The organism is Glutamicibacter sp. BW78, from assembly GCF_002332245.1.
Taxonomy (GTDB): domain Bacteria; phylum Actinomycetota; class Actinomycetes; order Actinomycetales; family Micrococcaceae; genus Arthrobacter_H; species Arthrobacter_H rhombi_A.
In genome coordinates this window covers 364878-384953 of sequence record NZ_NRGU01000039.1, presented here as the reverse complement: position 1 = coordinate 384953, position 20076 = coordinate 364878, and the positions used below count along the sequence as shown (strand labels likewise).

At 59.9% G+C, this 20076-nt stretch carries 19 protein-coding genes, 2 tRNA genes, 1 pseudogene and 1 riboswitch; of the genes and pseudogenes, 5 read left to right on the top strand and 17 right to left on the bottom strand.

Annotated features, from left to right (window positions below):
• Positions 1–6 precede the first annotated feature (6 nt).
• Positions 7–2076, top strand: coding sequence for a Stk1 family PASTA domain-containing Ser/Thr kinase (gene pknB, locus CIK75_RS14625; protein WP_086994082.1), 2070 nt, complete (start codon positions 7–9; stop codon positions 2074–2076).
• A gap of 77 nt (positions 2077–2153) precedes the next feature.
• On the opposite strand, the gene CIK75_RS14620 is transcribed toward pknB, so the two are convergent.
• Positions 2154–2798, bottom strand: a complete 645-nt coding sequence (locus CIK75_RS14620; protein ID WP_086994085.1) for an aminodeoxychorismate/anthranilate synthase component II — start codon at positions 2796–2798, stop codon at positions 2154–2156.
• A 233-nt stretch (positions 2799–3031) separates the two neighbouring features.
• On the bottom strand, positions 3032–3832 hold the full coding sequence (locus tag CIK75_RS14615) for a class E sortase (RefSeq protein ID WP_241895476.1): 801 nt from the start codon (positions 3830–3832) through the stop codon (positions 3032–3034).
• Between the two features lie 141 nt (positions 3833–3973).
• Here CIK75_RS14615 and CIK75_RS14610 point away from each other — a divergent pair, with 141 nt between their 5' ends.
• Positions 3974–4225: a cell division protein CrgA gene (locus CIK75_RS14610; protein WP_086994091.1), complete on the top strand. Its 252-nt coding sequence runs from the start codon at positions 3974–3976 to the stop codon at positions 4223–4225.
• Between the two features lie 15 nt (positions 4226–4240).
• On the opposite strand, the gene CIK75_RS14605 is transcribed toward CIK75_RS14610, so the two are convergent.
• Positions 4241–4555, bottom strand: a complete 315-nt coding sequence (locus CIK75_RS14605; protein WP_086994157.1) for a multidrug efflux SMR transporter — start codon at positions 4553–4555, stop codon at positions 4241–4243.
• A gap of 21 nt (positions 4556–4576) precedes the next feature.
• Positions 4577–4641: riboswitch (guanidine-III (ykkC-III) riboswitch) on the bottom strand.
• A gap of 69 nt (positions 4642–4710) precedes the next feature.
• Between CIK75_RS14605 and CIK75_RS14600 the strand changes: the two genes are divergently transcribed.
• Positions 4711–5202, top strand: coding sequence for a DUF3817 domain-containing protein (locus tag CIK75_RS14600; RefSeq protein ID WP_086994160.1), 492 nt, complete (start codon positions 4711–4713; stop codon positions 5200–5202).
• Positions 5203–5247: 45 nt separating this feature from the next.
• On the opposite strand, the gene CIK75_RS14595 is transcribed toward CIK75_RS14600, so the two are convergent.
• On the bottom strand, positions 5248–6159 hold the full coding sequence (locus tag CIK75_RS14595) for a LysR family transcriptional regulator ArgP (RefSeq protein ID WP_086994094.1): 912 nt from the start codon (positions 6157–6159) through the stop codon (positions 5248–5250).
• 71 nt (positions 6160–6230) lie between these two features.
• Between CIK75_RS14595 and CIK75_RS14590 the strand changes: the two genes are divergently transcribed.
• Entirely contained in the window at positions 6231–6845 is a 615-nt protein-coding gene (locus CIK75_RS14590) for a LysE/ArgO family amino acid transporter (RefSeq protein WP_179204194.1), read from the top strand.
• 31 nt (positions 6846–6876) lie between these two features.
• Here CIK75_RS14590 and CIK75_RS14585 read toward each other — a convergent pair whose 3' ends face one another.
• The 4 genes and pseudogenes from CIK75_RS14585 to CIK75_RS14575 all read right to left on the bottom strand — a co-directional run bounded on the left by CIK75_RS14585 (position 6877) and on the right by CIK75_RS14575 (position 10003).
• Positions 6877–7848 (bottom strand): GNAT family N-acetyltransferase, encoded by a 972-nt coding sequence (locus CIK75_RS14585; RefSeq protein ID WP_086994097.1) that lies wholly within the window; start codon positions 7846–7848, stop codon positions 6877–6879.
• 610 nt (positions 7849–8458) lie between these two features.
• Positions 8459–9097 carry a rhomboid family intramembrane serine protease gene (locus CIK75_RS14580; RefSeq protein WP_342744336.1) on the bottom strand — a complete coding sequence of 213 codons (639 nt, stop codon included), beginning with the start codon at positions 9095–9097 and terminating at the stop codon, positions 8459–8461.
• 120 nt (positions 9098–9217) lie between these two features.
• Positions 9218–9331 (bottom strand): annotated as a pseudogene (locus CIK75_RS16680) (rhomboid family intramembrane serine protease); the annotation flags it as partial.
• 126 nt (positions 9332–9457) lie between these two features.
• Positions 9458–10003 (bottom strand): peptidylprolyl isomerase, encoded by a 546-nt coding sequence (locus tag CIK75_RS14575; RefSeq protein WP_086994102.1) that lies wholly within the window; start codon positions 10001–10003, stop codon positions 9458–9460.
• 170 nt (positions 10004–10173) lie between these two features.
• Here CIK75_RS14575 and CIK75_RS14570 point away from each other — a divergent pair, with 170 nt between their 5' ends.
• Positions 10174–11103, top strand: coding sequence for a hypothetical protein (locus CIK75_RS14570; RefSeq protein WP_179204195.1), 930 nt, complete (start codon positions 10174–10176; stop codon positions 11101–11103).
• 71 nt (positions 11104–11174) lie between these two features.
• Here the strand turns inward: CIK75_RS14570 and CIK75_RS14565 are convergent, their stop codons facing one another.
• From CIK75_RS14565 to recF, 9 genes are all read right to left on the bottom strand, one after another.
• Positions 11175–12065 (bottom strand): DMT family transporter, encoded by an 891-nt coding sequence (locus CIK75_RS14565; RefSeq protein WP_086994104.1) that lies wholly within the window; start codon positions 12063–12065, stop codon positions 11175–11177.
• Positions 12066–12160: 95 nt separating this feature from the next.
• A tRNA-Ala gene (locus tag CIK75_RS14560) sits at positions 12161–12233 on the bottom strand.
• 10 nt (positions 12234–12243) lie between these two features.
• Positions 12244–12360, bottom strand: coding sequence for a DLW-39 family protein (locus tag CIK75_RS16600; RefSeq protein WP_218778250.1), 117 nt, complete (start codon positions 12358–12360; stop codon positions 12244–12246).
• 37 nt (positions 12361–12397) lie between these two features.
• A tRNA-Ile gene (locus CIK75_RS14555) sits at positions 12398–12471 on the bottom strand.
• A 110-nt stretch (positions 12472–12581) separates the two neighbouring features.
• Positions 12582–13133, bottom strand: coding sequence for a DUF3566 domain-containing protein (locus CIK75_RS14550; RefSeq protein WP_086994107.1), 552 nt, complete (start codon positions 13131–13133; stop codon positions 12582–12584).
• The gene (gene gyrA, locus CIK75_RS14545; protein WP_096224551.1) at positions 13130–15820 is read right to left on the bottom strand and encodes a DNA gyrase subunit A; all 2691 of its coding nucleotides are present in this window, start codon (positions 15818–15820) and stop codon (positions 13130–13132) included. Before gyrA ends, CIK75_RS14550 begins: the two co-directional genes overlap by 4 nt.
• Before the next feature lie 49 nt (positions 15821–15869).
• The gene (gene gyrB / locus CIK75_RS14540) at positions 15870–17906 is read right to left on the bottom strand and encodes a DNA topoisomerase (ATP-hydrolyzing) subunit B (RefSeq protein WP_086994169.1); all 2037 of its coding nucleotides are present in this window, start codon (positions 17904–17906) and stop codon (positions 15870–15872) included.
• 419 nt (positions 17907–18325) lie between these two features.
• Positions 18326–18883 carry a DciA family protein gene (locus CIK75_RS14535; protein WP_086994112.1) on the bottom strand — a complete coding sequence of 186 codons (558 nt, stop codon included), beginning with the start codon at positions 18881–18883 and terminating at the stop codon, positions 18326–18328.
• On the bottom strand, positions 18880–20067 hold the full coding sequence (recF, locus tag CIK75_RS14530) for a DNA replication/repair protein RecF (protein WP_086994115.1): 1188 nt from the start codon (positions 20065–20067) through the stop codon (positions 18880–18882). The genes CIK75_RS14535 and recF overlap by 4 nt, the downstream gene beginning before the upstream one ends.
• Positions 20068–20076 lie beyond the last annotated feature (9 nt).

Here is a 20076-nt window from a genome sequence, read left to right as displayed (position 1 = left end):
AACCGTGTGACTGAACCCCGAATCCTGAACTCCCGGTATGACGTGGGCGACCTGATTGGTCGTGGCGGCATGGCGGATGTTTACCATGCCCGGGATCTCCGGCTCGGACGCGAGGTCGCGATCAAGCTTCTCCGTCGGGATCTGGCGCGCGATCCGGTGTTCCAAACACGGTTCCGCAGGGAAGCCCAGGCCGTCGCCGGTCTGAACCACCCGGCGATCGTCGCCGTCTATGACACCGGCGAAGAGGAGGTCGATGGTGGCGGGGGGCAGGTCTCGAAGCTGCCCTACATCGTCATGGAGTACGTCCGGGGAAAGACTCTGCGTGATCTGTCCAAGGCCGGGGAGTTAAATTCAGAATCCTCCCTCAGGTACACGCTCGGCGTCCTCGCTGCCTTGGAGTACAGCCACAAGATGGGGATCGTCCACCGGGACATCAAACCCTCCAATGTGATGGTCACCGGCGACGACACCGTGAAGGTCATGGATTTCGGAATTGCCCGAGCCATGTCCGATTCATCGGCCACCATGACCCAGACGCAGGCCGTGGTGGGAACCGCCCAGTATTTCTCCCCCGAACAAGCACGCGGGGAAACAGTCGATGCTCGCAGCGATCTGTACTCGGCTGGCTGTCTTTTATATGAACTGCTCACGGGCCGACCCCCCTTCACGGGTGACAGCCCCGTTTCCGTGGCCTACCAGCATGTGAGTGAGGCACCGGCCGCGGCCAGCGTCCACAACCCCGAGATCAGCCCTCGGGTCGACGACGTGATCGCCACTGCGCTGAAAAAAGACCGCAACGAACGCTATCAGGACGCTGCCGCCTTCTCTGCCGCATTGCGTGCGGCCCAGGACGATCGCCCCGTGCCGCAGAACCTGGGTGATGCCACCCAGGCTCTCGCTGTCATGCCGCTATCGACACAGGCCATGCTGGCCACCGACCCGCCCACGCAGGCTTTGGCTTCTGGCACTCCGAGCGCCGGGACCGAGGGTGGAGAACACACTGCGGCCATGGCCGCCACGCGTACCAACGGGTCAGAAGATACCGGCAAACAGCCCGACGTGCCCGATACCGGGTCCCAAGAGTCACTGCTTGCCAACACTTCCGGTCCATCGCGAACAGACGAAGCCGATCGACAACGCACATCACGTCGACGAGCTTGGATTTCCGTTTTTTCCGTTCTGGCCGTCGTTGTCATCGCCCTCGGCGCTTGGTTCTTTTGGAACTGGAGCCAAGCCGAGCAGGAACGAAATGCCATGATCCCCGTTCCCGATGTCGCCAACTTGTCCTTGATCGATGCACAGAACAAGATCTATGCCGCCAATCTGAAGCCCGTCACCGAGGAGGTCTTTGACGACGACGTGGACTCCGGTTCAGTCGTGGGAACAGACCCCCAGGCCGGCTCCTCGGCACGTAAAGACTCCGAGGTCCACTTATTAGTTTCACAGGGCCCGGAACAAGTGACCTTGCCCAAGGACTTGGCCGGCCAGTCGGAGGCCACGGTGCGCAGCACCCTGGAACGGTTGGGGTTGGACGTCTCCGACGATGTGAAGCGCGAGAACACCGCCACTGTGGAGCTGGGCAGCCTGATCGAGACGAACCCAAAACTCGGAGAAAAGGTCAAAACCGGAAGCCTGATCGAACTGACACTCTCCACTGGCAAAGTCACGGTTCCCTCGCTCATGGATCTCGACGAAAAGAAGGCACGTAAAGTCCTAGCCGACCGCGCCGTTGGACTGAGGTTAGACGTCGTGGAAGATCCTGAGTCCACGGAGGATCCTGGGACGATTACCAAGCAGGACCCCAAGGCCGGCCAAGACCTTGAACAGGGCGGCACAGTGACTATCACTGTGGCGGTCGAACCCCCAGAACCTTCTCCGACGCCGACACCATCCGAATCATCGGGCGATCCTTCGTCGACGCCCACATCCGATCCCGAAGAGGACCAGAAGTCGGCGGAGGAAAGTTCAAAGAGCTCGAAGGCGGCCGCCAAGTCTTCAGAGAAAGCTGCTTCCGAGTCGGCGAAGGCCTCCAAGAAGGCGTCCAAGTCCTCCAAAGCTGCCGAACCCTCGCCCTAAACCGCTTCTCCCTCCCCTATCACCGGCTTCCATCCAAGGGTGGCGGCTGACCGGAGCTGGGGTCATCCGTGGCCGGATTAGTCGCTGATGAGTGGACTCAGTTTTTCGGCGCGGGCCGCCGCTCCAGAGAGGCCCAGTGCTTCCAGCCAGTTACCGAGCATATGGTAACCACCTTCGGTGAGCACTGACTCGGGGTGGAACTGAACGCCCCATAGGGGAGCCTCCCGGTGGGCCAGACCCATGATGACGCCACCTTCGGTTTCGGCGATGATTTCCAATGCGTCAGGAATCGACGCCCGGACCGCAGCCAAGGAATGATAACGCGTAGCCGTGAACGGGTTGTTGATGTCGTGAAACAGCGGGTGGGTTCCGTGATGAACCAACGAGGTCTTTCCATGCATGAGTTCCTCGGCATGGGTCACTACCCCGCCAAAGGCTTCGGCGAGTGCCTGATGTCCGAGGCAGACTCCCAGCATGGGTTTGGCCTGTTCTCCGCACCAGCGGATGAGATCGATGCAGACTCCGGATTCGCCAGGAGTACCGGGGCCCGGAGAGATGAGAACCCCGTCCCGAGCCGCGGCCAGTTCAATGGCCTGATCTACCGTGACGTCGTCATTGCGCACAACGGTCGTTTCGGCACCGAGTTCGCGCAGGTAGCCGACCAGCGTATAGACAAAGCTGTCATAGTTGTCGATCACTAGGATCCGCGTGGGAGCGGCCATTGTCACTGCACCAGACCAATCGTTGATTCGGTCCATGGGCTGTACTGACTGGCCCAGGGAAACACGTATTCCATCAACACCAGTATGACGAGCACCGCCAGCAATGCTGAAATCAAAAGACGCACCCACCATGGGCCGGGTAGCTTTCCGAATAACCATGCGTACACGCTCTGACTCCTTTACCGGGGTGGTGTTCTTCGATGATGGCGGACGGAAGACGACGACAGCCGGGTTCAGTCGTCGCCGATCGCGCGGCTCACGGCTTCGGCGATCACCGAAGGGGGCCCAGCCTCCAAGGGACGCCATGATTCCAGCTCCGAATAGGCGATGATCCGCATCCGGGTTGTGAAGGGCGGGTGGCAACTGGTCATCGTCAACAAGGATTCGCTGGGCCGTTCCCCTGATTCATGCGGCACCGGCAGCAGGACCTTGGAGTCCGAAGGGTCGACGATCTCCGTGCTGCGGTACCGGTAGGTGTAGTACCCCTGCCGGGTCTGGACGTAGAGATAGTCCCCGTCGATCAGCTTGTCAATATCCCAGAAGACCTGTCCGTGAGTCTGCCGGTGTGCCGCGACGGCAAAGTTCCCCTGCTCGCCGGGCAATTGAGTCTGCGGGTAGTGTCCGATGCCCAAATGGTCGAGGACGTCGCTGCCGACCCCTTCCGAGATGGGCCGGGCATAGTCCTTCCCGAAGCGGGGCACGTACAGCACCCCGAAGGTCTCCTCCCCAGTCAGGTTGGTTTTTTCCGGGGTGCCGTACTTCTTCCGGTCCGCATGGGAGGTCTGCCCGGGATGGGAAGGACCCGTGCGAGCGGTCGGATCACCACCGGCGAATTCCTGGAGCGTCCGAGACGTCAGGTTTTCCTGGGCGCCATCGGCCTCGATGTTGGTCCACCACAGCTCCCATGCCACGAAAAGCAGAATGATGACCCCAAGCGTCACCAAGATTTCGCCGAGGCCACCCAGAATCGTCGCTGAACGACTGCGTCGGCCTTCGGGTTTTGACGGTGCCATTGCCCTGTGCACAACTGGCACGAAAACCTCCTGACGCAGTACCGGTAGAATGTCGGTGACGTGGGTTGCCGCAGGGACACTGCCGTGTCAGCCCCCAACCATGACAATATCGCCCGGGTCCCAAACAACGAGTGTTTGACCCGCCCAAGGTCAGGAGTACCAGTGCCCGAGTCGAGGACGCGCCGCAAGGCCCGCCGGCAGTCTGAAGCCGCAAATAAGAACGGCGATATTAAGGCCCTTCCGGTTTGGTACAAGCCAGTCATGTTCGGATTGATGATCCTGGGACTGATCTGGATCATCACCTACTACATCTCACAGACGATGCTTCCCCTGGCGATCGCTGGCGGGTGGAACATCGTGATCGGCTTCGGTATCGCCATGGTCGGGTTCTTTATGACGACGCGCTGGCGATAGCCCGCCAGAAGGGCTTCACTCCACGTATTTAAGCCCGACAACGCATCCGACAAGAAGCATCAAGAGCAGGACCTTGATCCAGCTAATGGACTCACCGTCAACTGCCATGCCGTAGATCACCGTGAGAGAAGCTCCGATACCAACCCAAACGGCGTACGCGGTTCCCGTTGGTATGTCCTTCATGGCATATGCCAATCCACTCATACTCACGATGAGTCCTCCCGCAAAAACGAGACTGGGCAGCAGCTTTGAAAAACCCTCGGTCTTCCCGAGGGCGATGGCCCAAACCGCCTCGAACATCCCTGAAACAATCAATACGAACCACGCCATGATCAACCACCGTTGCCTTCCGGCGGCCGTCTTGTCGCTGTCCGGGTACGGCTCCCTCGTCCGGTCGGAGCAATGAGCTCCTGTCCGGCAGGCTAACACACGGCTCCGGGTCCGGCACCGGACGTGAGATGCTGGAAACCAGACGAAAGGACACCATGCCCCCCACCGCTACACCCTTGACCGGATCGAGCCTGACACCCCAGCGACTCTACGGATTTCTGGCCACGGCCGAAATGTTCACCTGGGGGTTGCTCCTGTTAGGAATGGCCCTGAAGTACGGAAACATTAGTGACAAATTCGTCCCGGTTTTCGGAGGAATCCACGGACTGACATTCATCAGCTATTGCGTCGTGACCTGCTTCGTCTGGGTCAATCAGCGGTGGTCGTTCGGCCGCGGCCTGTTGGGCTTGGCCTCTGCCTTCATTCCATTCTGCACAGTGCCCTTCGAACGCTCTGCCCTGCGTGCGGGGCTACTCGGCGGCGGCTGGAGGCTGGCTACCGGCGGGGATGAACCACGTGGTTTCGTTGAAATCGTCCAGGCGTGGTGTCTGCGACACCCACTTCCAGCGGTCATTCTGGGCATCGTTTTCATCGCCGTGGTCTTCACCGTGCTCTTGATGCTCGGCCCGCCTGTTCCCCGCGGCTAGGCCAGCGCACCTCCACGGCAGTCTCCTGACCCAAAGGACCCATCCTCAGACCGACGTTAGCTCCAATAGACCGGAGCCCCGAGCCGCTGCTCGGACGGCAGTGCTGACTCGTCCCAACGCCGGGGAGTCGAGCTTCCACCGCTGCCAATAAAGTGCGACGTCTTGGGTCCAGCCAGGATCCAGAACCACCAGTGAATCCTGCCCCGGATCCTGAGCATCCGGCACCATGCCCCAACCGAGACCATCAATGACTGCCCGAACGAATTGAGAGGAATCCGGTACATAGTGTGTCGGGGGCCTGACCTCCGACCCGCAAATGGAGCGGAGGAGCGAACGCTGCAGTTGATCCGACCGATCAAAGTCCACCACCGGTGCCACCGCCAGCCCACTCGCCGGATCCCCAGCAAACCATTGTTTTCTAAATGCCGGCGACGCCATCGCCGTATACCGCAGGGTCCCCAAAAACTCGGTCGTACAACCCTGCACGGCTCGTCCATCAGTGGTCACGGCCGCCATCGCCGCCCCTGACCGCAGCAGCTCCGCCGATACCGACTCGTCCGCACGCAACACTTCGAGTTCGAGGCGTGCATCCTGGGCCAATAAGGTGAAGGTCCCCGGGAACCAGGTCGCCAGGGAGTCAGCGTTAACCACCACCGATACCGCCGCCCGCTCCGGAGCCATCTCATGGTCCGGGATTCCCCCACCAGAGAGCTCAGCCATGGCTTCGGCGGCCAGCAGGTCTACTTGCCGCGCCAAACGCAGCAAAACGGTTCCTGCAGTGGTGGGCTGCGCCGGTTTCCCGCGGCGGATAAGAACGGTCCCCACCTGTGTTTCCAGCGCTTTGATTCGTTGGCTGATAGCAGAAGGGGTTACCTGTAGTCGTGACGCTGCCGCGTCAAAGGTTCCGGTATCGATGACAGCTGCGAAGGCACGGAGTTGATCCGCTGGAAATTCCATATTAGAGATACTAATGACCCATTCAAAACTTTAGCTAGCTTGCATATGAATGATGCCCTTACCGTTGTCGAGTGACTTACTTTCCTTCGCTGTTGGCCGGCCTGGGGGCCGGGTTGGCGCTGATCGTCGCCATTGGTGCCCAGAATGCCTTCATACTGCGTCAAGGAATCCGACGTGAGCACGTACTCAGTGTCGTCCTCATCTGTGCGCTCTCCGACGCAGTCCTGATCTTCGCCGGAGTTGCCGGTGTGGGCGCCTTGGTCGCCACGGCCCCTTGGGTGCTCGTGCTGGCCAGATGGGCGGGAGCGGTCTTTCTCATCGTCTACGCCACGGTGGCCCTCCGTCGAGCCTTTCGCCCAGCAGCGCTCACGGTTGACCGCGGGTCGCGGGCAGTCTCACGGACGTCCGTGCTGGCCACCGCTGCAGCACTGACGTGGCTAAATCCTCACGTTTACCTAGATACGATGGTCCTGCTCGGCACGATTGCTAGCACCCACGGCAATCCGGGACGCTGGGTCTTCGCTGCCGGGGCCGTGCTGGGTAGTTTCCTTTGGTTCCCGACCCTCGGGTTCGGCGCCCGCCTCCTCGCCGGGTTTTTTGCCCGCCCCGGTTCATGGCGACTCCTGGATTGTCTGGTCGCAGCGGTCATGCTGTTGGTCGCGATCGGCCTACTGACCGGATCGTAGACTTCTGCCCGGCATCGACCGTGGAACCGGCTCAATCTAGGTAGCGCCGATGAACCGTCCAGGTCCTCACCGCCGTGAACCCCGCGCGTTCATACACCCTGTTGGCGCCGGTGGGGCTGGCCGAATCAACAGCCAAATCCACCATCTTGTATCCACCGCGTTCTGCTGCCCAAACGATCCAATGCAAGAGGCCAGCAGCCAGTCCCTGATGACGGGCACGTCGTCTGGTCCCCAAAAGGCCGACATGGAGTTCCCCCTTGACCCATTCACCACACAAGGCATATCCGTCGACACTATCTTCGGGAGCCAGACTGGTATCCGTGCTGCGGATGAGGGGACTCATGGCCGGGCGGAAGCTGCGCGCAGACTGCTGGTCGGCCCAGCGTTCCCGCGTTTTCGGTACCGCCCCCCAATGGTCGGCGAAAGCATCATTATGAGCCCGACGAACTGCTTCTTCCGCTTCGGACGTGTAGACCTCCACCACCGGTCCCTCCGCAGATAGCGTCGGCTCCATGACTGCTCCGTAGCCCCGCGGAAGCTCGATCATCATGTCAGTGAAGTAGCGCACCGGAGCATATCCCCGCGAGACGGCCATACGTCCCGAGCTGGACCCGTGAGCCCCCGTGGCGAGGCTGACAGTCACCGGCGCTCCGGGATGTCGTTCGGCGGCGAGCTCGCCGGCGCGAGCTTCCAAACTCTCCATGATCGCCCCACCGATTCCACGGCCCCGATGTTCTGGGTGAACACCACCATCGATGCTTGCCTTGGCATTCCCCTCGAAGAGGACGTCAGCCACACGCAGTTGCCCGAAGCCCACCAATTGGTCCTCGTCCCAGACAGCAATACTGTCGCGTGCCGGCTCGAAACCCGGTTCTTTTAGTTCTTCAGCCAGATCCTCGGCATCATAGAACTCATCGGTGCCATCCGCCTGCGCCAAGCAATTCGTCAATTGGGCCCAGGCCCCTAGGTCAGCAGCTGACAGCGTGGAAAAGCGTGCATTCATGAGTCCTCCAGACGTTCGCCCTGCCGCTGACACCAGCCTGTGGGATGGAATCAAGATACAGGCTGGTAGTGGCCCACGTCACGTCTCGATTCTCTCGTTCATGCACACGCTGTGAATATAGTTATCCACAGGTGGGGATAACGCTGTGCGTAACTATGTTCGACTGGCCCGGACTGACAGGGATGCAGGACCCATTCCCTCATTGAATTACACCGGTGTGAGTTACCAACAATGTGGATAAACCCTGTGGATGACGACCCGATGTTCGAATTTCCGCGGGATTCCGCGGAAATATCGTCTCGAGAGATCCCATCGCGCCGAGGAATTCTTTAGCTACCCTTCACTCACAGGCTGTGTACGACACTTATCCACACCTGTGGATCATTATGTGAATATTCAAGCTGCGCCCACCACCAGGAGATGGCTCAAGGCCAGCACCCGGGGATGCAGAGCCATGAATAACAGTGAATTACATGGGTGTGAGTTATTAACAGTGTGGATAAGCCCTGTGGATAGTTCATGCCGAACCAACAAAAACGGGGTGGGTGGTGGAAGATTTCCACCACCCACCCCGTGGGCGCGATTCGAACTCGGCCGAAACGCTCGTTGCTTAGCCCATTAAGGGTTGATAGGCCGCCCGAATTGGTGCCCACCCCAGCCAGGTGAGGACACCAAGCACCACGACGATGACGGCTATACCGCCCCATTGCAGGATTGCCCGGTTTCTTCCACGAGGGGAAAAGACCAGCACTGCCGCCACGGCACCCCCGACGACCAAACCGCCAACATGTGCCTGCCAGGCGATATTGGCACCGGGCAAGAAGCCGATGACCAAGTTGATCCCAATGATCACCAAAACCGGTACCAGGTTGCCACCATGTGCCTTGGTAATGACCATGAACGCGCCGAACAATCCGAAGACGGCGCCCGATGCGCCAACGACCGCCACATTCGGAGCCGCAAGAAGCAAGACGCCAACGGAACCACCGAAACCGGCGACCAGATACAAGACGGCGAATCTGACGTGACCTAGCGCCGGTTCTAGGACCCGACCCAGGATGTAAAGCGCATACATGTTGAACGCGATGTGCATGATCAGGCCCGTGGAGTGCAGGAACATGGAAGTGATCATCCGCCAGGGTTCGCTGCCTGTGTACAGGCCTGCATACAGCAGACGGTCCGTCAGACCCGGGATCAGATACTGGCCTCCGAAAAGCAGTACGCACACAGCGATCAATGCATAGGTCACCGTCGGTCGTCCCGAGGTCAGACGGCCGCCGGTAACAGTCTGCGGCTGACGACGCTGGCTATTCACCTGCGCCACACAGTCAACGCATTGGACCCCCACAGCGGCTGTGCGCTGGCATTCAGGGCAGGCCGGGCGTCCGCAACGTTGGCAGCGAACGTAGGAGGGGCGATCGGGATGCCGCGGACAAGTCGGAACCGGCGCGTGGGGTTCCTGCTGTGGTTGGCCGAAGGCCATGTCATGCTCCTGGTTCGTGGTCAGGTGTTGAAGACGAAAGGGCGGTCCCCGTCGGCTCCGGGGAGTCGTTGGGGAACCGCCCTCGCTATGCGGAAGATATCCGCCGTGGCTACTGCAGGAGTGAGGTTAGAGTGCCTCGACGTCGATGCCCGAGATGACAACGTCTTCGAGTGGCTTATCGCGGCCATCGGTAGGAACCTTGTTCAGCGAGGCAGCAATTTCGCGAGACGTCTCGTCGGTCACGTCACCGAAAATAGTGTGCTTGCCCTGCAACCAGGTCGTGGGGACCGTGGTGATGAAGAACTGGGAACCGTTGGTTCCACGCCCCATCTGGAGCCCTGCATTGGCCATGGCGAGCTTATAGGGCTCGTTGAAGTCCAGATCGGGGTTGATCTCGTCGTCGAAACGGTAGCCGGGGCCTCCGACACCCTGACCCAACGGATCCCCTCCCTGGATCATGAAGTCGGAAATGATGCGGTGGAAGATCGTGCCGTCGTACAACGGGGTCTCGGTCTTTTTCTCGCCCGACTCGGGGTGAGTCCACTCCTGCTCGCCGGTGGCGAGGCCGATGAAGTTCTTGACCGTCTTCGGGGCGTGGTTGCCGAACAGGTTGACCACGATGTCACCGTGGTTCGTGTGGATGGTGGCCTTATGCGTGGGGATTGCAGTCATGTCCCTATTCTTCCACTTCCCGGCCCGCATCCGGCAGTCTCCGCGGCAGGTCGGCTACGCGGACAGTGAACATCAGTCATAGACACTAATCTGACTTACGTCGTGAATGGCCCGTGTACCCTCCAACGCGTAGGCTAGGCGTGGATACTCCAACTACTTGGGAGGAACGTGTGAAGAAGAAAAAGCGAATGGCCCGTGATCTGCGTAGTTCGGTCAATGCAGGTACCGGGAACGCCCGCGATTGGGCAGCCCCGAAGGTCGATGCAGCGGTCAACTGGGCGGTGCCCCGGTTTGAAAAGGGCATTGAAACCGCCACTCCGCGCATTCAGGAGGGATTCCAGCGTGCCGCCAATGAAATCGCCGGTGGCGTCGCCAAGGTAACCCCGAAGATCCAAGACGGCCTTGATAAGGTCGCTCCGCGCATCTCCCAGGCCGTCGACGAGGCTTCTCCTCGGCTGCAAGAAACCCTCGATAAGGCCACGCCAGCTTTGCAGCACGCTCGCGACCTTGTGGTCAACGACTACATCCCGACCGCGAGTGCCCGCCTCGGTGACGCGGCCGGTTACGCCGCTCGTCGTCTTGACGGCGTCGACGTCCCAGTTCAGGTCGAACAGGCCGTTGCCCGGGTAACTGGTGACAAGAAGGCCCTCAAGCGTGCCCAGAAGGCCGCAGTGACCGCTGCGAAGGAAGCTTCTAAACAGCTCAAGCGTGAAAAGGCCCGTCAGAGCCGCAAACGCGGTTTCCTGGTCTTCGGCATCATCGCCGCTGTGGTCACTGCGGGAGTTGCCGCCTGGCGTGCTTCCAAGCCCGTCGAGGACCCTTGGAAGACTCCAGTGGAGCCGGCCCCAGTACCGGCTCCGGTTCCAGCGCCCGAAACTCAGCTAAAGACCGAGGACGTGCACACGCACGTTTCCCAGGCCGCAGCGGAGGCCAAGGACAAGGGTGCAACCGAAGCGCCAAAGGCACCGGTCGCTGCCACTCCGGCTCCGAAAGCGACGGAGAGCCCCAAGGCTCCTGCCGCTGCGGACACCACGGAGGCCCCGAAGCCGGGTCCACGTAGTTCTGCACGTCGGCGCGCCGACGACTCGGACGATCAGTAGATTAGTCGTTCGATACGCCTCAAGCGGCGGTGATCCTGATGGGTCACCGCCGCTTTTGTCGTCACTGCCGTTCAGCTGTCTTGGACAGGTGGACGATGTCGCAGGCTCCGTCCTTGCCCCCATACAACGGCCAGGAGGCCAAGCAGGATCAGGATCAAGCCTAGATAAGTTCCGACCGGCGGAGTCTGACCGAGGAAGATACCGGCCAGGATTGCTGCACCGGGTATTTCGAGCAGGATGATCATCGAGACAACGAGGGGCCCCAAGGCCACGACCAAATGGTTGAAAACCGTATGTCCGAGTAGTTGGGAGGCCACCGTCAGAGCGATGATCCCGACCCATCCGGCGAGCGGAAATCCAAAGATCTTTTCCCCCATGATCAGTGACAGCACCAGCAGCATGGCGGCCGTCAGCGCATAACAGACTGTTGTGTAGCTTCCAGTATCCATCGTGGCCCGGGCCTTGCTTCCGGCGAGCGTATAACCCCCAGCAAAGGCTCCTCCGGCCAAGGCCAGAAGATCTCCCAACAAGGCTTGCGCCGATCCGCCGCCCACGTCGAAGCCAGTGATGACAACGACTCCCGCCAGGGATAGGGCCATGCCCCATCCAACCTGCTTGCCCAGAGCGGCTCCACGGAGCCTCTGGAAGCCCGCGATCCACGCCGACTGCAGGCACACCAGTGCCGTCGCTGCGGCGACTGTGGTCAAGCGTACTGAGGTCATGAACGTGGCGAAGTGCAAGGCCAGGGCAGTGGCCGCAATGAGGCAGTATCGCCATTCACTGCGTGTGGGGAAACGGAGTCGCCCACGGCTCTGTACGGTGGCCATTACTCCCATGGCCCCAGCACCGAGACCATTGCGCCAGAAGGCCATGGCCAGGGGCGAGACGCTGGGCGTAGCCGCGACGAGAGGGCCGGATGCAGAGACTCCAAGGACGCCTACGAGAGCCAGCAGGAAGATCACATGACCACTCTAGGCCGCCGGAGAGAACCCTTGGTGATGCGAGACCACAAATGACAAGATCCCGGGTCAACGACCCGGGATCTTGTTTTCAAATGTGGAGGTAAGGGGACTCGAACCCCTAACCCCCTGCTTGCAAAGCAGGTGCGCTACCAATTGCGCCATACCCCCGTAACGAGGATCAACTGAGTCGATCCGTCGATGCCTTCCATACGGATTTCTCCGCTTCGGAGGCCTTCCATCTACGGTAGACGACCACGGATGCGGCGGCCATAACTGCGACCAATAATTTTCGCATATATTCCCCGCAGTGCCTTGAAGATGGAGGGATTCCGTGGGCGTACCAGGACTTGAACCTGGGACCTCTTCGTTATCAGCGAAGCGCTCTAACCGTCTGAGCTATACGCCCTCATTGTCCCTTCAGGACGAGATATGACTTTACCGGACCGATTGCCGCGAAGACAAATCGGCTCCCGCTGCGCGGTGAACACCACGCAGCGGGAGCCGATCAACGGCAGATCAGTCGTCAGTCAGGGTGACGCCGATTCCACCAACCAACGTCGACGAAATGTTATACAGCACGGCGGCAAGCATGGACATCGCTGTCAGCAAGACGACGTTGACCACGGCGATGATCGTCGCGAAAGAAGCGACTTGGCCCAGCGAAACGAGCTCCTTGAGATCAAATCCGGATTCCGAACCGATAACTTCCCCGAGGAGGTCGTTTACTCGATCAAAGATGCCGGTGAGATCCAAAACCGTCCACAGGACGACGGCCGCCACGACGGTCACAATGCCCAGCGCCACAGACAGCAAAAACGCCATCTTTAGAATCGACCAGGGGTCGACCTTGCTAATGAGTAGTCGAGCCTTGCGAACCTTCGCCTTGGGCGCGGGCCGCACCAGCTGCTGGGTCCCCTTCTTCTGGGCAGGATTCCTCCCAGCGGCTGATGGTCCCGAGGGGCGCTGGCCACCGGAGGCTGGCCGTTGCGTGGGAGCGGCCGGGCGTCCCTGCTGTCCACCGGGCTTCTGCCGCGGCGCCGCCGGGCGCGGGTTGTTCGGGGTGCTCACGCATTACCTCCGTCGATTTCGGTCTCATCAGCTGACTGGCTGGCTTCCACGTTCTCCGTGACTACGGAGTCGGCTTCGCCATCGGCGGGTGCACCATCGACTGGCGGCGCCCCCTGCTGAGAATCTTCAGGGTCCAACGGTACTTCATCCTCGTCGTCCTCGATTCCCAGCCCACGCTCAGAATTTTTCGCTACTGCGATGATGCGGTCCTTCTTATCCGGCTTCGCGAAGATGACACCCATGGTGTCGCGTCCCTTGGCGGGGACTTGCGTGACCTGCGACCTGACGACCTTGCCGCCCTTCATGACGACGAGCACTTCATCGCTTTCCTCTACGATGAGCGCCCCCGCAAGAACTCCGCGTTCGTCGGCCAGCTTCGCGACCTTGATTCCAATGCCACCTCGGGACTGCACGCGGTACTCCTGAACTGAGGTCCGTTTGGCATATCCGCCCTCGGTAACGGTGAAGACATAAGAGTCCTCTCCGACGACGCCTGCGGTGAGCAACACATCATCTTCACGGAACTTCATACCAGTGACACCTGAGGTATTCCTACCCATCGGACGCAATGCCTCGTTGGTAGCCGTGAATCGGACGGACTGGCCCTGACAGGATACAAGCATCAGATCATCGGTTTCCGAGATCAATTGCGCCGAAACTAGTTCGTCGCCATCACGGAGATTGACGGCAATGACACCGGCGGAACGGTTCGTATCGTAGTCGGCCAGCCTGGTCTTCTTCACCAGTCCACGGCGGGTAGCCAGCACCAGATAAGGAGACTGCTCATAATCCCGCAACGCCAAGACCTGAGCAATGTGTTCATCCGGTTGGAAAGCCATCACGTTCGCGACGTGCTGACCCTTGGCATCGCGTCCGCCTTCGGCCAACTCGTAGCACTTCGCGCGATACACACGGCCATGATTGGTAAAGAAGAGCAGCCAGTTATGCGTGGTCGTGACGAAGAAGTGTTCCACCACGTCGTCACCACGCAGCTGAGCTCCCCGAATCCCTTTACCACCACGGTTTTGCGAACGATAGTTGTCGCTTCTGGTCCGCTTGATATACCCACCGCGAGTGATGGTTACGACCATTTCCTCTTCGGGAATGAGGTCTTCCATCGACATGTCACCGTCATAGCCTGCGACGATCTGGGTTCGACGGTCATCTCCATGCCGCTGGACGATTCCATCGAGCTCCTCGGAGATAATCTGCCGTTGGCGCACCGGATCGGCCAAAATGATCTTGTATTCGGTAATCTCCGCCTCAAGCTTGGCATGCTGGTCCTGGATCTTCTGCCGTTCCAGGGCTGCCAGTCGACGAAGCTGCATGTCCAGGATGGCCTGCGCTTGAAGGTCATCGATATCGAGAAGATCCTTCAGGCCGTTACGTGCATCCTCGACGGTTGGTGAACGCCGGATCAGTGCGATGACTTCGTCCAAGGCGTCCAGCGCCTTGAGTAATCCACGCAGGATATGAGCCTGCTCCTCCGCTTTGCGCAGACGGAACTGAGTACGACGAACGATGACGTTGACTTGGTGGTTAACCCAGTGCCTGATGAAGGCATCCAGAGACAGCGTGCGTGGGACACCGTCCACGATAGCCAGCATATTGGCCGAGAAGTTCGACTGTAGCTCGGTGTGCTTATAGAGGTTATTCAGCACCACCTTGGCGACGGCATCGCGCTTGAGGACAATCACCAAGCGCTGCCCCGTCCTGCCGGACGTCTCGTCGCGGAGGTCTGCGATGCCACCCATCTTGCCGTCCCTGACAAGTTCAGCAATTTTGATAGAGAGGTTGTCGGGGTTGGCCTGGTAGGGCAACTCCGTGACGACCAAGCAGGTCCGCCCCTGTAGTTCCTCGACATTAACTACCGCACGCATCGTTACGGAACCGCGACCGGTCCGGTAGGCATCCTCGATGCCACGGCGACCCAAGATGAGCGCGCCGGTAGGAAAGTCAGGTCCCTTGATGTGCTGCATGAGAGCTTCGAGCAGCTCTTCCTTGGTTGCTTCGGGGTTCTGCAGGTACCACTGGGCACCGGCGGCGACCTCGCGCAAGTTGTGCGGCGGGATATTAGTAGCCATGCCAACGGCAATGCCGGAGGACCCGTTGACCAACAGGTTGGGAAACCGTGCCGGCAGGATCGTTGGTTCTTGGTTCTTGCCGTCGTAGTTGTCCTGGAAGTCGACGGTTTCCTCGTCGATTTCGCGAACCATCTCCATGGCCAGCGGAGCCATCTTCGTTTCTGTGTACCGTGGGGCCGCAGCACCGTCGTTGCCTGGAGAACCGAAGTTCCCTTGTCCCAGGGCCAAGGGGTAACGCAAGGTCCAGTCTTGGATCAGGCGAACTAGGGCGTCGTAGATCGCCGTGTCACCATGAGGGTGGTACTGGCCCATGACCTCACCGACCACACGAGCACATTTGTTATAGGACCGCTCCGGGCGGTATCCGCCATCGAACATCGCGTATAGAACGCGGCGGTGCACCGGCTTGAGACCATCCCTGACATCGGGCAGCGCCCGGCCGACGATCACTGCCATCGCGTAGTCAAGGTACGACCGTTGCATCTCGGTCTGCAGGTCGATCGGTTCTACCCTGTCGATGGTGGCTGCGGCCACGGGTTGGTCCGGCTGCACGACGTCGTCGTGCTCCGGTTCCTGGGGGTTTTCGGGCGTCTCGTCGCTCATCGGTTTCTTCCTCTATTCAAAGCTGCGTCGGAACGAAGGGGCAGTTTCCTCAGATATCGAGGAAGCGCACATCCTTGGCGTTCTGCTGGATGAAGTTTCGGCGGGATTCAACGTCCTCGCCCATGAGCACTGCGAAGATCTGGTCAGCCGCTGCGGCGTCTTCCATGGTGATCTGACGCAGGGTCCGGTGGTCGGGATCCATGGTGGTGTCCCACAGCTCGGAGTAGTCCATTTCGCCCAGGCCCTTATAGCGCTGGATGCCGTTGTCCTTAGGCAGGCGCTTATTGGCAGCAGCACCGGCGGTCAAGGATGCATCCCGTTCGGCATCCGAGAAGACATATTCATGAGCTGAGTTAGACCACTTGATCCGGTAAAGCGGCGGCTGTGCCAAGTAGACGTAGCCATTCTCGATCAGGGGGCGCATATAGCGGAACACCAGGGTCAGCAAAAGGGTAGTGATGTGCTGACCATCCACATCCGCATCGGCCATCAGGACGATCTTGTGGTACCTGAGTTTGGCCATATCAAATTCCTCGCCAATACCCGTTCCGAAGGCAGTGATCATCGACTGGACCTCGGCATTGCCCAAGGCCCGGTCAAGTCGGGCACGTTCGACGTTGAGGATCTTGCCACGCAACGGCAGGATGGCCTGAGTTCGGGGATCACGGCCGCGTTTGGCGGAGCCGCCGGCGGAATCGCCCTCCACAATGTAGACCTCACACTCGGTAGGATTCTTCGAAGAGCAGTCCGAAAGCTTGCCGGGCATGCCAAACGATTCCAACGGAGACTTACGACGGGCATTGTCCCGGGCCTTGCGTGCTGCGAGACGGGCCTGTGCGGCAAAAAGGGACTTCCTGATAATGTCCTTGGCCGTCGCAGGGTTGCGCTCGAGCCAGTCTCCGAGTTCGTCGTTGACCACACCCTGGACAAATCCTTTAGCCATGGAGTTGCCCAATTTGGTCTTCGTCTGGCCCTCAAACTGTGGTTCCCCGAGCTTGATGGAGATTACCGCCGTCAGTCCTTCCCGGATGTCATCGCCGGTCAGGTTGTCATCCTTATCCTTGAGGATGCCCTTTTCTTTGGCGTAGCGGTTGATCAACGAGGTCATCGCGGCGCGGAAGCCTTCCTCGTGCGTTCCGCCCTCATGGGTATTGATGGTGTTGGCATAGGTATGGACGGATTCCGAATAGGCTGTCGTCCACTGCATCGCGACCTCCACGGAAATCATCCGTTCCGGATCTTCGCTTTCAAAGGCGATGACATCCGGGTGAACCAGGTCCGCCTTCTTGGAGGTGTTCAGATATTCCACGTAGTCGAGCAGGCCATTTTCGTAGCAGTAGTCGACGAATCGGTGCTTGGGTTCCTCGGCCTCGTGGGCACGTTCTTCGGAATCATCTTCGGCGATCTCATCTGCAGAATCATCAAGAGTGCGCTCATCGGTCAAGGAGATCCGCAGCCCCTTGTTCAGGAAGGCCATCTGTTGGAAACGTGTGCGGATGGTTTCGAAATCGAACTCGATGGTGTCGAAGATTCCCGCATCCGGATAGAACGTAATCGTCGTTCCGGTTTTGTCGGTTTCCTCGCCCTTGACCAGTTCGGTCAGTGGTTTCCCACCATTACCGAAAGTCATCCGGTAGACATTTCCTTGCCGGTGGATCTCAGCGTCCACACGGCTGGAAAGAGCGTTGACGACCGAGACACCCACACCGTGCAGACCACCGGAAACCGCATATCCGCCTCCACCGAATTTACCGCCGGCGTGAAGGATGGTCATGACGACCTCGACGGTCGGCTTGCCTTCGGTCGGGTGCATCTCCACGGGAATGCCACGCCCGTTGTCTTCGACCCGGACACCACCGTCTTCCTGCAAAGCCACCTTGATGGTGTCGCAGTATCCGGCGAGGGCTTCGTCGACGGAGTTATCGACCACCTCGTAGACCAGGTGGTGCAAGCCTCTCGGCCCCGTCGAGCCGATGTACATACCGGGACGTTTACGGACGGCCTCGAGGCCCTCCAGAACCGTGATGTCACCGGCGCCATAAGCGTGTTCAACCCGGTGTGAGTTCTCGTGTGGTTGCTGCTCCACTACCGCTTCCGGCTCTGCGGCCGTGCCCGGTTCCTGGGCCGGTGCCGGCTCCTGTGGTGCTGCGGAATTCTCGTCCTCGGGGGTGGTGTTCTCAGTATCCACAGGCGGTGCAGACTCCTTGTGCGTTCTCGGAGGAAGCCGATCCAGTAGATCGGGCATCCATGAACCGGCACCCTGACCGTGGACGGGCGGGCACCGTGCCTACAATTCTACCGTGTTTCTCAGCAGTGGTGGGGTAAATCGCCTCTCAAATGCCCCTCATTGGCAAAAAAACCGGCCTAGAAGCCTCTCTAGTGCCCTCAAGTGAGGGCCTATGTGCCGGTGGGGCTCACAGTGCGCCTGTAGCCGGTTCCCTGTCGGTAACTTTGGGTTCCATCATTCTTCGTCACCCCTTGGCGACTTAATCGGCCGCCGCCTTGCTATCCGTAGGTATCCCGGGGGCCACGACCCTCGACCCTGCGCATTCCCTTTTTCCAACTCGGTGCCGAAGGTCCAAGGACTTGGATCACGGTGACCACACCGGACCCGAGTTTCTCGTCAAAGGTCTTGAGCAGACTGTGGCTCAGCAAACGCACTTGAGTGGCCCACGCGGTTGAGTCGCACCTGACGACGACCGTGGTGTCCTCAAAACTCTCAGGTGAGCAGTGGGCGTTAATCTGTGGTCCTACCAATTCGGCCCACCGAGACATCACCGATCCAACAGCCACAGGGGATGTCCATCCCCGATCACGGACCATTCGTCCGAATACCGTGCCAATGCCCTGTGGGTCCCTTCCGTTCTCGTAGGAGACCCCGATGGGTGAACGACAGCGTAACTCCCGGGCCTGGGCACTTCGTTCTCCAGCCCGCCGCGCCCTTGCTGCGTCGATCCTGACTTCGCCACGGGCCACGGCATTTTGTCTCATTCGATTGAGCATCGTCCGCGCGGCGTCAAATTCCGAAGGCCCTCCCCCAGGCGTCTCCTCAGCAGGACTCATGCCGATACCGTTCCTGGACCGACGGTCAACACCCGTCCCCCCAGCTCTTCCGGGACGTCGCCGACGACTGCTGCCGTCACGATCACCTGTTCTGCATCGGAGACTACCGCCGCCAATTTCTGCCGTCGTGAAACATCGAGTTCAGCAAACACATCATCGAGGATCAGGATCGGTTTAGCACCGGGACGTGCGTCGTCTTCGCAGAGGGCTCGGTAAACAGCCAACCGCAGGGACAAAGCGAGGGACCAGGTTTCGCCGTGAGAGGCATATCCCTTTGCAGGCGCCTCCCCGAGACCGAGGACAAGATCGTCGCGATGCGGCCCAACCAGCGTCAAGCCACGTTCGAGCTCTTTCTTGCGGTGGCCAACCAAAGCCGTAAGAAAAGCCTGCTGGAGCCCGTCCAGATCGAGACCGGCAAGTGGGTTGAGTTCCCCGGTAGGTGAAGTCCGGTCGTCGTGATTCCCTCCGGCGTCAACATCTCCGCCGACGGTGGACGTATAGATCGCCGTCGCGGGCTTCGAACGATCCGTTAGTCCCGCGTAGGCATCCGAAATATGCCCCTCGATGGTGGCAAGAACATCCAGACGCCCCCGTAAAAGCTTCGCCCCGGCTGCCGCCAGATGCTGATCCCACACGGCAAGCGTGGATTCATGCGAAGCAGACAACCGACCGGACGCGCGTGCTGATTTCAACAGGGCGTTCCGTTGTTTCAGGACACGTTCGTAGTCAGATCGTGTGGCAGCGTGATGTGGCTGCAAGGCAACTAAGACATCATCGAGATAACGTCGCCGTTCCGAAGGATCTCCCTTCACCAGGGCGAGGTCTTCGGGCGCGAACAACACAGTTCGCACAATGCCCAGAATCTCGCGGGCCCTCACCGGATTGGCTCGGTTGATCCTGGCCCTGTTGGTTTTACCCGCGGTGATTTCCAGTTCCAGCCCCACGGCCTGTTCCCCACGGTGAACCCGCGCCCGGACCAGAGCCTGGTCAGCTCCAAAATGAATCAATGGAGCGTCGTTGGAAACCCGATGTGAGGACAATGAGGCCAAATATCCCAAGGCTTCGGCGATGTTGGTCTTGCCAACACCGTTAGGCCCAGCAAAAACGGTCGTGCCCGGGGCGAGTTCGAGATCGACTTGCCGGTAGGAGCGAAAGTCGGTCAGAGATACATGAGAAACGTACAACTGCTGAAT